General features: G+C 66.3%; 14 protein-coding genes. 3 read left to right on the top strand and 11 right to left on the bottom strand.

All coding sequences use genetic code 11. The features are described from left to right. Positions 1–7: 7 nt before the first annotated feature. From PQI66_RS00990 to PQI66_RS00975, 4 genes are all read right to left on the bottom strand, one after another. Positions 8–937: a bile acid:sodium symporter family protein gene (locus PQI66_RS00990; RefSeq protein ID WP_339995968.1), complete on the bottom strand. Its 930-nt coding sequence runs from the start codon at positions 935–937 to the stop codon at positions 8–10. A 311-nt stretch (positions 938–1,248) separates the two neighbouring features. Further along, a complete protein-coding gene (locus PQI66_RS00985) occupies positions 1,249–2,277 on the bottom strand; it encodes an ATP-dependent 6-phosphofructokinase (RefSeq protein ID WP_339995305.1) in 1,029 nt (342 codons plus the stop codon). Positions 2,278–2,295: 18 nt separating this feature from the next. After that, on the bottom strand, positions 2,296–3,684 hold the full coding sequence (locus PQI66_RS00980) for a DHA2 family efflux MFS transporter permease subunit (protein WP_339995966.1): 1,389 nt from the start codon (positions 3,682–3,684) through the stop codon (positions 2,296–2,298). Between the two features lie 79 nt (positions 3,685–3,763). Beyond that, the gene (locus PQI66_RS00975) at positions 3,764–4,447 is read right to left on the bottom strand and encodes an NUDIX domain-containing protein (RefSeq protein WP_339995304.1); all 684 of its coding nucleotides are present in this window, start codon (positions 4,445–4,447) and stop codon (positions 3,764–3,766) included. Positions 4,448–4,553: 106 nt separating this feature from the next. Here PQI66_RS00975 and PQI66_RS00970 point away from each other — a divergent pair, with 106 nt between their 5' ends. Both PQI66_RS00970 and PQI66_RS00965 read left to right on the top strand, forming a co-directional pair. Continuing rightward, positions 4,554–5,045, top strand: a complete 492-nt coding sequence (locus tag PQI66_RS00970) for a hypothetical protein (RefSeq protein ID WP_339995303.1) — start codon at positions 4,554–4,556, stop codon at positions 5,043–5,045. Beyond that, positions 5,042–5,701, top strand: a complete 660-nt coding sequence (locus tag PQI66_RS00965; protein WP_339995302.1) for a TetR/AcrR family transcriptional regulator — start codon at positions 5,042–5,044, stop codon at positions 5,699–5,701. Before PQI66_RS00970 ends, PQI66_RS00965 begins: the two co-directional genes overlap by 4 nt. Positions 5,702–5,740: 39 nt before the next feature. On the opposite strand, the gene gatA is transcribed toward PQI66_RS00965, so the two are convergent. Together gatA and gatC are read right to left on the bottom strand one after the other, a co-directional pair. Beyond that, the gene (gatA, locus tag PQI66_RS00960) at positions 5,741–7,249 is read right to left on the bottom strand and encodes an Asp-tRNA(Asn)/Glu-tRNA(Gln) amidotransferase subunit GatA (protein WP_339995301.1); all 1,509 of its coding nucleotides are present in this window, start codon (positions 7,247–7,249) and stop codon (positions 5,741–5,743) included. A gap of 18 nt (positions 7,250–7,267) precedes the next feature. Further along, entirely contained in the window at positions 7,268–7,573 is a 306-nt protein-coding gene (gene gatC, locus PQI66_RS00955) for an Asp-tRNA(Asn)/Glu-tRNA(Gln) amidotransferase subunit GatC (RefSeq protein WP_075813130.1), read from the bottom strand. A 174-nt stretch (positions 7,574–7,747) separates the two neighbouring features. On the opposite strand from gatC, the gene PQI66_RS00950 reads away from it, so the two are divergent. Continuing rightward, on the top strand, positions 7,748–8,407 hold the full coding sequence (locus PQI66_RS00950) for an amino acid-binding ACT domain protein (RefSeq protein WP_339995300.1): 660 nt from the start codon (positions 7,748–7,750) through the stop codon (positions 8,405–8,407). Positions 8,408–8,428: 21 nt separating this feature from the next. On the opposite strand, the gene PQI66_RS00945 is transcribed toward PQI66_RS00950, so the two are convergent. From PQI66_RS00945 to PQI66_RS00925, 5 genes are all read right to left on the bottom strand, one after another. After that, positions 8,429–9,448 carry a hypothetical protein gene (locus tag PQI66_RS00945; RefSeq protein ID WP_339995299.1) on the bottom strand — a complete coding sequence of 340 codons (1,020 nt, stop codon included), beginning with the start codon at positions 9,446–9,448 and terminating at the stop codon, positions 8,429–8,431. Next, positions 9,445–10,401: a hypothetical protein gene (locus PQI66_RS00940; RefSeq protein ID WP_339995298.1), complete on the bottom strand. Its 957-nt coding sequence runs from the start codon at positions 10,399–10,401 to the stop codon at positions 9,445–9,447. Before PQI66_RS00940 ends, PQI66_RS00945 begins: the two co-directional genes overlap by 4 nt. 3 nt (positions 10,402–10,404) lie before the next feature. Continuing rightward, positions 10,405–11,940, bottom strand: coding sequence for a threonine ammonia-lyase, biosynthetic (ilvA, locus tag PQI66_RS00935; RefSeq protein ID WP_339995297.1), 1,536 nt, complete (start codon positions 11,938–11,940; stop codon positions 10,405–10,407). Between the two features lie 22 nt (positions 11,941–11,962). Then, a complete protein-coding gene (locus tag PQI66_RS00930) occupies positions 11,963–12,649 on the bottom strand; it encodes a 3'-5' exonuclease (RefSeq protein ID WP_339995296.1) in 687 nt (228 codons plus the stop codon). Between the two features lie 239 nt (positions 12,650–12,888). Beyond that, a complete protein-coding gene (locus PQI66_RS00925) occupies positions 12,889–13,011 on the bottom strand; it encodes a hypothetical protein (protein ID WP_339995295.1) in 123 nt (40 codons plus the stop codon). Positions 13,012–13,319: the final 308 nt, after the last annotated feature.

Raw genomic sequence — 13,319 nt, 5'->3', positions numbered from 1 at the left:
GATCAGTCTAGTGGATGAGGTCCGCACCGTCTCTGGGGCGGTGGCCACTTCGCGCCGCCCGGCCGTCAGCGGCCCGGCACAGGGCGGCGAAGACCGCGCCCGACAGGTTGTGCCACACCGAGAAGATCGCCCCGGGCAGGGCGGACATGGGTTCCATGTGCTGGGCGGCGAGGCCTGCGGCCAACCCCGAGTTCTGCATGCCGACCTCGATCGCCATGGTGCGACGGACCTTCACCGGCTGCCCGGTGACCTTCCCGGCACCGTAGCCCAGGGCGAGCCCGAGGGTGTTGTGCAGGACCACGGCCACCAGGACCAGCAGACCGGCCTCGAGCAGGTTGTCACGGTTCCCGGAGACGACGATCGCCACGACGGCGGCGATGGCGAAGACCGAGATCCACGGCAGCGCCGGCAGGATCCGGCCGATGACCGTGGGGAGGAGGAACCGGAACACCAGCCCCGCGACGACGGGGACGAGCACGACCTGGACGATCGACAGTGCCATGGACCCGCCGTCCAGGGGCATGTACTGCCCGGCGAGCCACAACGTGAGCAGGGGTGTCAGCAACGGTGCCAGCAGTGTCGACACCGACGTCATCGCGACCGACAGGGCGAGGTCGCCGCGTGCGAGGTACGAGACGACGTTGGACGCCGTCCCTCCCGGTGCACATCCGACAAGGACGACCCCGGCGGCGATGGCGGACGGTAGTCCGAGCACCCACACCACCAGGAGCGCGGCGAGGGGCATGATCACGAACTGGGCGGCGACGCCGATGAGCACCGGCAGGGGGCGTTTGACCACCAGCACGAAGTCACGGGGCTGCAGTGTCAGCCCCATGCCGAACATGATCAGCCCGAGGAGCCAGTTGGTCCATCCGGACGTTGCCGCGGACAGGTCGTCGCCACCGAGGAAGCCGAGGACACCGCCGAGGATCACCAGGACGGGAAACCCGAGGGAGGCGACATAGGCGCTGCGGTCCTGGGCCGAGGTGCCGCCGGCCTCCGACGCTGTGACGGATGACGGGGAGACGTCAGGAGACGTGGGTGATTCGGGGGATATGCGGGACACGGGTGGAATCTGGTCACTTTCAGATGTGGTGTGAAGGCACGTCGACTCCGGGAATCTGGGGTGACCGGTCGCGGAGGAGCGCAGGGTACCGGGTGCGGTGAGGGTCACCCTACAACTGTGCGCCCTCCGCGTCGTACGCGAGGTACCTGGTGTACATGGTTTACCCCGCGTCCCGCGGAACGTCAGCCGATCAGTGCGCCGACGGAGTCGATACGCTGCTGCGGCACCACCTTCAGATGCCCCACCGCCTCAGCAAAAGACACCAACTCAATACGCTCACCATGCAGCGCAACCACCTGACCGGTCTGCCCACGCAACGCCGCCTTCGTCGCATGCACCGCATAGCGGGTCGCCAACACCCGGTCGAACGCCGTGGGAGTACCACCACGCTGAATATGCCCCAGCACCGTGGAGCGCACATCAGTGTCCAACCGGTTCTCGATCTCATGGGCGATCTTCGCCCCGATGTCATCGAACTTCTGATGCCCGAACTGATCAATCGCCCGGTCCCCGATATCGAACGTGCCCTCCCGGGGCACCGCCCCCTCGGCCACCACGATGATGCCGTACTTCTCCCCCAGCTCAAACCGCCGCGACATCCGCCGACACACCTCGTCGATGTCGAACGGCACCTCCGGGATCAGAATGTCATGGGCACCCCCGGCCATACCCGCATGCAACGCGATCCACCCCACATGCCGCCCCATCACCTGCACGATCATCACCCGGTTGTGCGACTCCGCGGTGGTGTGCAACCGGTCGATGGCATCGGTGGCCACCGCCACCGCCGTGTCGAACCCGAAGGTGTAGTCGGTGGCGTTGACGTCATTGTCGATGGTCTTGGGCACCCCGATCACCGGCACACCGTTGTCATGCAACCACTGCGCACCCTTGAGCGTGCCCTCCCCACCGATGGCGATGAGCACGTCGATGCCGGCGTCGTCCAGGTTCTCTTTGATCCGGTCGAGGGACGCCTTGAACTCGGCGGTCTTGAGCCGCCCGGTGCCCAGGATCGTGCCGCCGCGGATGAGGATCCGGTCGATGTCCTCGTCGTCGTAGAGCTGGACCCGCCGGTCCTCCACCAGCCCCTGCCAACCGTCCTGGTAGCCGACGACGGTGGCCCCACGGCCTGCTGCCGTGCGGACGACACCCCGGATCACGGCATTGAGTCCGGGGCAGTCCCCTCCACTGGTCAAGGTTGCGATACGCATGGTCATGATCCTAGTCAGCTAGCTTCCCGGCTGCGACCGGTGCAGGTTGTTCCGCGACAACAGGGACGAGGCGACGCCCACGACCATCATCGCCGCCGGGAGCAGCACCGCCAGGCCGAAGGCCGTTCCCGGGTCATCGAGGGTGAGCCGCCACTGCATCACGGCACCCACCGCGGCCACTCCCAGCACCGAACCGAGCTGACGGGTCTGGTTGTAGACCCCCGATCCTGCCCCCATCTGGCGCATCTCCAGGTCCCGCATGGTCGACGCCGAGTTCGGTGCCCACACCAGTGAGTTGCCGATCCCCAGTCCGACGAGCGGGATGACCGTCCAGTAGTGGTGGACGCCGGACACCATCACCGCGGTCATTCCGACGATGGACACGGCCATCACGACGAAGCCGGAGGCCCCCAGTCCGCGGGAGCTGTACCGGTCGGTCAACCTTCCCACGACCGGTGACAGCACCAGTGACGTCACCGCCTGTGGAGCGAGCATGACACCGGCCTGCAGCGGGCTCAGACCGTGCACCTGCTGGTAGTAGAGCGTGAACGGCAGTGGCACGCTGGCCACGGTGAAACCCATGGCCACGATCCCGACGTTGCCGAGGGAGAAGTTGCGGACGCGGAACAGGCTCAGCGGCATCAGCGGGTCCCTGCCACGCTGTTCGGCGACCACCTGCTGACGGACGAACAGGGCCGCCAGAACCACGGACGCACCGATCATCACCCAGATCCACCAGGCCCAGTCCATGCTCTCGCCCTCCTGCAGGCCGAAGACCAGGAGGAACACCGCCACCACGGACAGGACGATCGACAGCGGGTCGATACGTCGCGCCGCCGGCGGGAACCGCGGGACCCACATCATCACGGCGGCTATGGACAGCACGCCGATGGGGACGTTGATGAAGAAGACCCACTCCCAGCCGACGGTGCTGGTGATCAGACCACCGAGCAACGGGCCGCACAAGGTCGACAGGCCGGCCGTGGCGCCCCACACCCCGAGTGCCGAACCCCGCTTGTCCCTCGGGAAGATCCGGTTGATCACCGCCATGGTCTGCGGGGTCAGCAGAGCCGCCCCCAGCCCCTGGACGGCACGGGCAGCGATCAGCTCCTCGACACTGCCGGCCAGCCCGCACCACAGCGACGACACCGTGAAGACCGCCATGCCGACCACGTAGACGTTGCGGGGCCCGAACCGGTCCCCGAGTCGTCCGGTCACCAGCAGCGGGACGGCGAAGGTGAGCAGGTACACGGAGGTGACCCAGATGACCTGGTTGTAGTCCGCGCCGAGCTGGCGCTGGAACTCCGGCGTCGCCACGGCCACGATGGTCTGGTCCAGCAGGATCATGAAGAAGCCGGTACACAGTGCGAACAGCGCCGGCCAGGCGTCCTTCGCCGGGAGCGGCATGGTGGGGTAGGCCGACGATGACGTCGGTTCCTTGGTTTCGGTCACGTCGGACCAGTCTGCCACGACGTCGGGCGGAATGTCAGTCCTGCACAGCTCCACCCATGCGTTCGCGGAGCACCGGCAGCGCCTCACGGAACGGCGGGATCAGAGGCAGCTCCGGCACCTCGTCCAGCGGGCACCACGCCAGATCCGCACTTTCTGCGGACGGGAACAGGTCCAGCGGTGCGTCGCAGGTGCCCAGCACGGTCGTGTAGGTCCATTCGCCGACGCTGTCGTCCGGGGTTTCCCAGCACAGCTGGCCTGTCATCGTGACGGTCAGCGGGTAGCCGGTCTCCGGGTGGGTGATGCGGTGTGAGCGCACCGCCTCCAGGGGTGTGGCCCCCTTCTCCACCGCCGCCGTCACCGGCGCGGCCAGCACCATGTCTTCCGGGGAGAGTGGGACCCGCACCAGCACGTGGGAGAGCTCGGCACGTGCCGTGACAAGGTGTTCGGCGACCCGGACGTCCTCCGGGTCGACACCGGTCTCCTCCAGGGTCTCCCGTAACGCCGCGTCCACGGCCGACTCCCCCGGTTCCACCGCTCCCCCGGGGATCCCCCAGGTTCCTCCGAAGTTGGTCCACGTCGCGCGGTGCTGAACCAGAAGGAGCGTCGTGTCGTTTTCCCGGGTGGTGAGAAAGAGGCCCGCCGCGCCGAGCGTGCCCCACCGGCGGGTGCCGTCGACGCCGACTGCCCACCCGTCACCGTGCAGTGCCTGTTGGGTCATGCCGACTAGAGTACGCCTTTTCTTCCTCCGCCCCCTTGCCCCGGGGTGCACCCGAGCTTATTGTAAAGACTATTCACTATTGTCCTAGGCATACCTATTATGAAGAATGACGGTGAACGATGTGTCCCCCGGATCAGCGCTGTTGACCACCGGGCGCCTGCTCTCCGTGGTCTCCGACGTCCGGCCCGGACACCTCATCCGCAGTGACCTGGTGGCCCGTCCGGCACAGGTCCCGCTGTACCCGCTGTTCAACCTGGTGATGCCGCGGGGCACGGGCGGGAAGACCGCGGAGAGGGACAGGAGACCCGGCGAGGTATCGGCCGCGGATGCTCGGGGGTCCGTCACAGGCATCACCGTGGTCAAGGCATTCGGTCAGGTCGGACGCGCCCACGGCCGCCACCGGGCCTCCGCCGAGGCCTTCTTCACGTCCTACTTCGAATGGTGCAAGCCACTGATCCGCAACGCGGCCCGGGGACAGGCCGCACTGCGACTGGTGACGCTCCTCGACACCCCGACGCTCCAGGTGGTGAACGGAGTCGGGTCGAGGCACAGGGGTGGCGGTTCACGAACTGACCGGCGCACTACGCTGGAGCCATGACCGGTACACCGAGGGCCCGACCGACCACCGGCTCCGTCGGCAAGAAGACGGGCCCGAAACCCTCGTTCACCAGAGAGGACGTGATTGAGGCCGTAATGGGGATCGGTATCGCCGACTTCACCTTGTCCGGGGTGGCACGCCGCCTGGGGGTGGTCACCCCGGCCCTGTACCGGGTGTTCCCGTCACGGGACGCGGTGTTGGACGCCTGCCTCGCCCGGGTCGCCGCGACGATTCAGGTTCCCGCACCCACGGTCGGCTGGCAGGAAGCGCTGAGGCTGTGGGCGTCAGAGTGCTGGCGCATGTGTGAGGAGGTCCCCGGGCTGGCCCGGACCCTGTACGCCTACCCGCCCTCCTTCAGCCACATCGAGGAACCGTTGCACGGGTACGTCGGTGCAATCGAGGGGCACGGGAAGACCCGCTCGCAGGCGGCGTTCGCCCTCGACTTCATCGGGGACACGGTGATGGCCTGCCGACTCGGGATCGAGAGCATGCGGGAGGTCGACCCCTCCGGCGAGTCCGGCCTGGAGAAGGTCCGGGGGCGGATCGGTGAGGCCCATCTGTTCCAGCCCGACGACACCTGGTCGGACCGCGGGTTCGTGGACGTGAAGGTGAACTTCATCATTGACGGGCTGGAACGCAACTGGCCGGAGGTCTGAGACCTCCGGCCAGTTCCTGCGGCTGTGCGACGCGTAGTTCTAGCTGCGTCCCGCCTCGTAGGCGGCACCGACGCGGTAGAGCCGGTCGTCGCCATGTGCCGGGCCCATGATCTGCAGACCGACCGGCAGGCCGGTGTCGGTCGACAGCGGACCGGGGACCGACATGCCGCACACACCGGCCAGGTTCAGCGGCAGCGTGCACAGGTCGAAGAGGTACATCGCCAGCGGGTCGTCCGCCTTCTCCCCCAGCTCGAAGGCCGTGGTCGGGGTGACCGGGGACACCAGGACGTCCACCTGCTCGTACGCCTTGGCGAAGTCGCCGGCGATGAGGTTGCGGACCCGCTGTGCCTGCAGGTAGTAGGCGTCGTAGTAGCCGACGGACAGGGCGTAGGTGCCCAGGATGATACGACGCTTGACCTCGGGGCCGAACCCGGCTGCACGGGTGGCGGACATGACCTGGTCAGCGGAGTGGTGTCCGTCGTCGAGCTGGCGCTGCCCGTAGCGCATGCCGTCGAAGCGTGCCAGGTTGGAGCTGACCTCACAGGGCAGGATGAGGTAGTAGGCGTTGAGGGCGTACTCGAAGCTGGGGCAGTCGACCTCGACGATCGTCGCGCCCTGCGCCGTGAGCTGCTCCAGGGAGGCCCGGTAGCTCTCCGCCACCCCGGCCTGCAGACCCTGGACACTCTCGAGCTGTTTGACCACACCGACCTTCACACCGGTCAGGTCGCCGTCGGCACCCCGGCGGGCGGCCTCCACGACCGGGGCGACAGGGCGCTCGGACGACGTGGAGTCCTGCGGGTCGTGCCCGGCGATGACCTCGTGCAGCAATGCGGTGTCCAGCACTGTGCGACCGGTGGGACCTCCCTGGTCGAGCGAGGACGCGCAGGCCACCAGGCCGTAACGGGAGACGGTGCCGTAGGTCGGCTTCACACCGACGGTGTTCGTCAGCGCGGCGGGCTGACGGATCGATCCGCCGGTGTCGGTGCCGATGGCGAGCGGAGCCATCCCTGCGGCCAGGGCCGCCGACGAGCCACCGCCGGACCCGCCGGCCGTGCGACTGAGGTCCCAGGGGTTGTGGGTGGGTCCGTAGGCGGAGTTCTCGGTGGAGGAACCCATCGCGAACTCGTCCATGTTCGTCTTGCCGAGGATGGGGATGCCGGCCTCACGGATGCGGCGGGTGACCGTCGCGTCGTAGGGGCTCATGTACCCCTCGAGCATCTTCGACGCACAGGTGGTCGGCGCGTCGGTGGTGACGAAGACGTCCTTCAGGGCCAGCGGCACGCCGGCGAGGGGGGACGCGACGGTGCCGGAGGCGATGTCCTTGTCCGCCTTCTCCGCGGCCGCCAGGGCCTCCTCCTCACCGACGTGGAGGAACGCGTGGACGTCGGTGTCCACGGAGGCGATCCGGTCGAGGTGGGCACGGGTGGCGTCGACGGAGCTGACCTCGCCCGCGTGGATCTTCTCCGCGAGGTCGGCGGCGGTCCAGGTCGTCAGATCGGAGTCGTTCCGGGTGCCGACGGTGTAGGTGGTGCTGTTCACTTCACTCATTTCGCTGTCGTCTCGCCTCTACTCGCCCAGGATCCGGGGAACCTGGAACCGCTGCTGCGCCTGCTTCGGGGCCTGGTCGAGCGCCTGTTCTGCGGTCAGGGACTCCTGGGGGACGTCCTCACGCATCACGGAGACCGCGCCGTCGACGTTCTGGGTGGGGTGGCTCAGCGGTTCGACACCGGCGGTGTCGACCTCGCGCACGGCGGCGACCGTCTCGACGATGCCGTCGATCTGGGCTGCGTAGTGGGTGAGCTCGTCCTCGGTCAGGTCGAGGCGGGAAAGCCTGGCGAGGTGCGCGACCTCGTCACGGGAGATCTCGGACACAGGTGGGTCCCCTTTTCATTGTTCAGGCATTGTTCACGCATTGTCGCGTTGTCGGGCGCAGGATGTACCCCGACTACTCTAGTAGGGTGTCGCGACCGAGCGGACGCCCACCCCGGTTCGCTACAATCGGGGCGTCATCCGTCCGAATCTACGCTATCTACGCTGAGGTACACCTTGTCCTATCTGATGCGCGTCCGTCTCCCCGACGTCCCCGGGACCCTCGGGCTCATCGCCGCGACGATGGGGACCATCGACGCCGACATCCGGAGTGTGGATGTCGTCGAACATGACGCGGACGGCACCGTCGTCGACGATATCGTCGTCGACCTCCCGAACGGTCGGCTGGCGGACGCGCTGATCAGCGCGGCACAGGAAGTCGACGGGGTGTACGTCGACTCGATCCGTCCGTTCTCCGGCACGGTCGACCGCAGGGAACAGATCAGCCTGCTCGCCGAGGTCGCCCGCCACCCCCGGCGTGCCCTGGACAGTGTCCAGAAGCTGATCGACGCGCTCCCGAAGTCGATGTCGGTGCAGTGGGCCGTGATCCTGGAATCCGGGGAGAAGACCCGTCGTGTCGCCGCGAGCACCTCGGCACCGGAGGACGACGGGCGGGTGCTGGCGGAAACCCCGGTCACCGAACCACGTGCGCTGACCGACCGTGACGCCTGGGTCCCGTCCAGCTGGACGGTGATGGACTCTGCGTTGGCGGCGACACCGTTGCGCGACACCGGGTACATCCTGATCCTGGGACGCCCCGGAGGCCCGGATTTCCTGCTCTCCGAGATCGAGCACCTCGGTGAGGTCGGCGAGATCCTCGGTGCCTTGCTGAGCTGAGTCAGGCGCGGGGCTTGAGGCTCACTCCCCTGGAGCGCGGTAATTCGTGACCTCCTCGTCGGGATGGAGCTGGTTCCAGACCTCCTTGATCCCCTGCTCGGTCAGGGTGACACCGTCAAGGACTGAAAGATGCCAGTCGTATGTCGTGGTCGACCAGGAGTAGCTGTTCGGCGCAACGGAGGGACTGTCACTCGTTCCCCGCAGCCTCCTACGCAGGCTGAATCCGTCACAGACGGCTGTGAATTCACCGGTGGTGTCGTCGTGATGTGGCACCGACGTAGGGGTCAGATCAATCGTCACCGCTAGCGGAGAGAAAGCATCGTCGGCCACAGAGTCAGGAATCACGTTGTCGAGCAACCACTCTCGGCTCCGCCGTCGCTTGTCCTCTCGTTTTCTTGACTGCGCCAGTCGTCTCCGTCGCTTGAGATCTGCGGCGGGGATGGTATCCCCGTCCCAGCTGAAAAGCTCTCGGTCGAGGTCTGCCCCTATGTCAGGAGCTGCGAAGTACTCCCGGTAACTGGAATCCACGTCACCGAGTGCAAGGAGGTGAGAAGTTTCGCGGTCGATCCACACCCGTACACCCTCAACGATGAGTTGCCAGGCGTCACGCCCCTCGATCTGGTCGTTGTAGACGTCGACCGGGTCCTCGTCGCTGCCGCCCCACCGTGCGATCTGCAGCGGCTGGATGAGCCACTGTGCCTCGCACGCATACCGCAGGTCTGCCGGAGTACCGAGGTGAGGCCGCGTGGGGTTGTCCCGAAAATCCCAGACTGATTCGCCGTCAGAGATGTACAGCGGGCGCTGGTTCTTCTCCACCCGCAGCATCTTGCCGTCCCGCCACACCTCGAGTTCAGCTGCATGCGATGTTCCGAGCGTGCAACTGATGACGTCGATGAAGCTCGGCCCTGGCCCCCAGGGATACCGCCCATTCATGTAGGTCCACCGGGATGTCCGTTGCCCGTCCCACCGGACCTGTGCATGCAATGTTGAGGGGGATCTGCTGACGAGATCGCGTCGGATCTCATCCCAGGTGGTTGTCATGATCCGTCTCCGAAACGTCTTCTGATTTCGTCCCGTACGGCATCGTCACAGATGAGATGGGGATTCTCGAACCTGAAAACCCAGTTGTAGTCTGCGGTCGACCACTGTACGACGGCCCCGTGACCACCGGCGTCACTCACGGCTTCCTCTCCTTCACGTCGGATCCTCGAGTAGTAGGCCCCTTCGCTCCGCGCAACGAAGCCAGCTCCGTCACGTCGCCCCAGGTCCTGCGGTGCGATGTCGACGACGGCAGATGCCGCCAGTCTGCCGGACATGACATTGTCGGCAAACCAGTCAACCCCGATCTTGCGCAGAACGTCGCGTTCTCCTGCCATCAGCTCCTGACGTTCGGAGCGTGTCAGGGACGGGCCCTCCCAGGTGAACAGGGAATCGTCGAGTGTGCTGCCGATCTCGGGGGACACGAGCCAGTGTCCGTAATCCCCCGCTTCCGGAGACTCATTCACCTCGCCGACAAGATATCCGGACTGTCGATCGACCCATATGCGCAGCGGACCGACTTTGTGCCGTGGCGCCTTCAGTGCCACTGTCCAGCAGTCCCGCCCCTGGAATCTTTCGACGGTGACAGGCCCCTCAGGGACAGTAAAGTCAGTTCCCTGCCAGTCTTCGGGTTCCCGAGGCACACAGACGGCCTGGGCGCGACCGTAGTAGCGCAACGTACCCACAGGGCCAGTGACGGGATACCTGTGCGTTACCGGCAGGTACTCGATGTCCAGGAACGACCAGATCGTCTCTCCGTCGCAGATGTAGTCGGGCACACCGTCTTTCTCTACCCGGAGTTTCCGGCCTTGCCGCCACACTTCGTATCGGGCGTCCGAGTCTCCGTCGCCACGCCACTCCAACGTCGCGTGCAGTGCGTCGGACGGAGTACCGAGCAGGATCGCGAGCAGCTCGTTCCATTCGATCGAGTCATCCTGCTGGCCCGCGACGTTCATCGACTACTCCCCGGCCGGGGCAAGGAACAGCTGGTAGGACGGGTTGTCGGTGACTTCGGTGAAGGGGTAGCCCAGCTCACTGAGGTGGGACTCGAAGTCCGTGGAGCGGGCGTCCTCGAAGGCGGCGAGGATGCGGCCGTAGTCCATGCCCTGGCTACGGTAGTGGAAGGCGGTGATGTTCCAGTTCGTGCCCAGCACATCGAGGAAGTGGACCAGTGCGCCGGGGTGTTCGGGGAACTCGAAGGAGAACATCCGCTCGTTGACGAACGCCGGCGGGACGCCACCGATCATGTAACGGATGTGTTCCTTTGCGACCTCGTCATCGGAGAGGTCCACCACGTCGTACCCGGCGGTGGCCAGCGCGTCGGCGATGGCCTCGCGCTCCATCGCACCCTCTTTGAGCTGCACACCGACGAAGATCCTCGCCCGGCGGTCGTCGTCTCGTTCACCGACACGGTAGTTGAACTCGGTGACCATCCGACCGTTGAGGACCTCGCAGAACTTAAGGAAGGCGCCCTGTTCCTCAGGGATGGTGACCGCGAAGATCGCCTCGCCGCCCTCACCGAGTTCGGCGCGCTCGGAGATGTACCGCAGGGTGTGGAAGTTCAGGTTGGCCCCGGAGAGGATGTTGACCAGCGTCTCGTCCTGGATGTCGTTGGCGGCGGCATACTTCTTCAACCCTGCCAGAGAGACCGCTCCGGCGGGTTCGGCGATGGCCCGCGTGTCGTCGAAGAGGTCCTTGATCGCGGCGCTGATCTCGTCGGAGCTCACGGTGACGACCTCGTCGAGGTACTCCTTGCAGAGCCGGAAAGTCTCGGCACCGATCTTGCGGACCGCCACGCCTTCGGCGAAGAGGCTGACGTGCTCGAGTTCCACCGGTTCCCCGGCCCACAGGGAGGCGGTGAGGCAGGCGGACTCCTCCGGTTCCACGCCGATCACCTGGATCTCTGGGTTGAGTTCCTTGAGCAGGACGGCAACGCCGGCGGCCAGGCCACCGCCGCCGACGGGGACGAAGACCCGGTCGACGGGGCTGGACTGGAAGATCTCCAGTCCGATGGTCCCCTGCCCCGCGATCACCGCCTCGTTGTCGAAGGGGGGAACGTAGACCAGGCCTTCGATCTCGGAGAGTTCCTTGGCCTTGCCCTGGGCGGCGTCGAAGTTCTCTCCGTGGAGCACGACCTCGCCGCCGAAGCCGCGGACGGCGTCGACCTTGATCGACGGGGTGGTCACCGGCATCACGATGACGGAGCGGATGCCCAGTTCGCGGCCGGACAACGCCACGCCCTGCGCGTGGTTTCCGGCGGAGGCGGTGATGACGCCGGCGCATCCGGTGAGCTGGGACATGCGGTTGAAGGCGCCGCGCAGCTTGAAGCTGTGGACGGGTTGCAGGTCCTCGCGTTTCACCAGGATACGGTTGCCGGTGCGTTCGGACAGACCGTGCATGGTCTCCAGGGGCGTGTGCTTGGCTGCGCGGTAGACCGGCGCGGCAACAATGTCGCGGAGGTACTCGGCCGAGGTCTTAGGTGCGGAGTTAGCCATGGTGGTCAATCGTACTGAATGCCTAGGTCTGCAAGGGCCAGGAGGTGTTCACGGTGGCGGCACGGTCCGCCTGCCCCTTGTCCTCGAAGTACTTCTTGAGACCCGACTGCCCCTCGTAGTGCCAGGTCGCCTGGTTGAGCATCAACTCGTCCGAGGTGACCTCCGTGAGTTCCGGGTAGGCGCGGGAGAGTTTCCATGCCACCCGGGCGGCGGCCAGGGCGTCAGCGGTGGCTTCGTGGGCGTTGTCCAGGGGCACACCGTAGTGCTCGCAGACCTGTTCCAGACGCCGGCCGCCCTTGCGGTAGCGGTCCTTGGCCTTGTCGATCACCAGGGGGTCGACGACGGGCCCGTCCACGGTGAACCCGGGGTCCAGGCTGCGCAGGACGGTGAGGTCGTAGCAGGCGTTGTAGACGATCAGCGTCGCCCCGTCCCGCCAACCCGTACGGATCCGCTCGATGGTCTCGGAGAGGACCTCGTCGTGCGGGCGCCCGTGCTCCTGTGCGTACTCGGTGGAGATGCCGTGGACCTTCGTGGCCTCCTCAGGGATCGGGACGCCGGGATCGGCGAGCAGCTCGAGGTCGTCACGTTCGCGCCCGTTGATGGTGATCAGCGCGCTGGTCACGATACGGGCGGTGTGGGGGTCGCGGCCGGTGGTCTCGAGATCGAAGCTGAGGAGGTGGGAGGGGTCGAAGTGTGCGGCTGTCGTCATGGGTGCCACTCTATAATGGACGACGGACAGGGAACCCCGGACCACGGTCGGAATCGACCGTCCGCACACGACGCCCGGCGTCACAACGTCCGTCCCCAGCCCGGACCGCACGCCCCTCGGGACGGGCTCGGGTATCGACTACCGGTCGAAACAGGCTTGTCCGGGTACACGACCGACCTGGTCGTGTACCCGGACAAGGGTCTCCCCCGCGGGGATCGGAGGGCGGGCCCTCACGGGAGCTACACGAGGAAGTCGTCGTGCTCCGGGGTGTCCACGGCGATGGCCTCGTCGTCGCCGAAGAGGAAGTAGTTGGCGTCGGCGGTCATGTTGTTGATCTCTTCGCGGCTGAGAAGATTGAACATTGTCGGGTCCTTCTTTTCTACGTGTCCGCAGCCAGGGGGTCTGCGCGGGTGTGCAGGTGTTCTGGGAACCAAGCTATGTTTCACCGTCGAACGGATCCACCCCCTTCCCGACCGGGTCACCCCTATACGATCATCACCTCCGTCGTATCCACCCTGGACACACCCGGATCGACCCCTGACGTACTTATATCCACCGCATCAAAAGGCACCCCCACCTGCAGTGATGCACTTCACAGAGGGAGGGTGCGGAGTGGTCGGGAACTCACCTGCAGGTAGAACAATCCCGCGTCGACACCCGGCGCTACACT

Origin of the sequence: Corynebacterium sp. USCH3 (assembly GCF_037619475.1) — a bacterium.
Classification (GTDB): domain Bacteria; phylum Actinomycetota; class Actinomycetes; order Mycobacteriales; family Mycobacteriaceae; genus Corynebacterium.
The sequence above is the reverse complement of the archived record's forward strand: the minus strand, read 5'-3'. Positions and strand labels throughout refer to the sequence as shown.

Coding starts and splice junctions, on each gene's coding strand:
- PQI66_RS00985 (WP_339995305.1), bottom strand. CDS start 2,277: ATGCGTATCGCAACCTTGACCAGTGGAGGGGACTGCCCCGGACTCAAT.
- PQI66_RS00980 (WP_339995966.1), bottom strand. CDS start 3,684: ATGCCGCTCCCGGCGAAGGACGCCTGGCCGGCGCTGTTCGCACTGTGT.
- PQI66_RS00975 (WP_339995304.1), bottom strand. CDS start 4,447: ATGACCCAACAGGCACTGCACGGTGACGGGTGGGCAGTCGGCGTCGAC.
- PQI66_RS00970 (WP_339995303.1), top strand. CDS start 4,554: ATGACGGTGAACGATGTGTCCCCCGGATCAGCGCTGTTGACCACCGGG.
- PQI66_RS00965 (WP_339995302.1), top strand. CDS start 5,042: ATGACCGGTACACCGAGGGCCCGACCGACCACCGGCTCCGTCGGCAAG.
- gatA (WP_339995301.1), bottom strand. CDS start 7,249: ATGAGTGAAGTGAACAGCACCACCTACACCGTCGGCACCCGGAACGAC.
- PQI66_RS00945 (WP_339995299.1), bottom strand. CDS start 9,448: ATGACAACCACCTGGGATGAGATCCGACGCGATCTCGTCAGCAGATCC.
- PQI66_RS00940 (WP_339995298.1), bottom strand. CDS start 10,401: ATGAACGTCGCGGGCCAGCAGGATGACTCGATCGAATGGAACGAGCTG.
- ilvA (WP_339995297.1), bottom strand. CDS start 11,940: ATGGCTAACTCCGCACCTAAGACCTCGGCCGAGTACCTCCGCGACATT.
- PQI66_RS00930 (WP_339995296.1), bottom strand. CDS start 12,649: ATGACGACAGCCGCACACTTCGACCCCTCCCACCTCCTCAGCTTCGAT.
- PQI66_RS00925 (WP_339995295.1), bottom strand. CDS start 13,011: ATGTTCAATCTTCTCAGCCGCGAAGAGATCAACAACATGACCGCCGAC.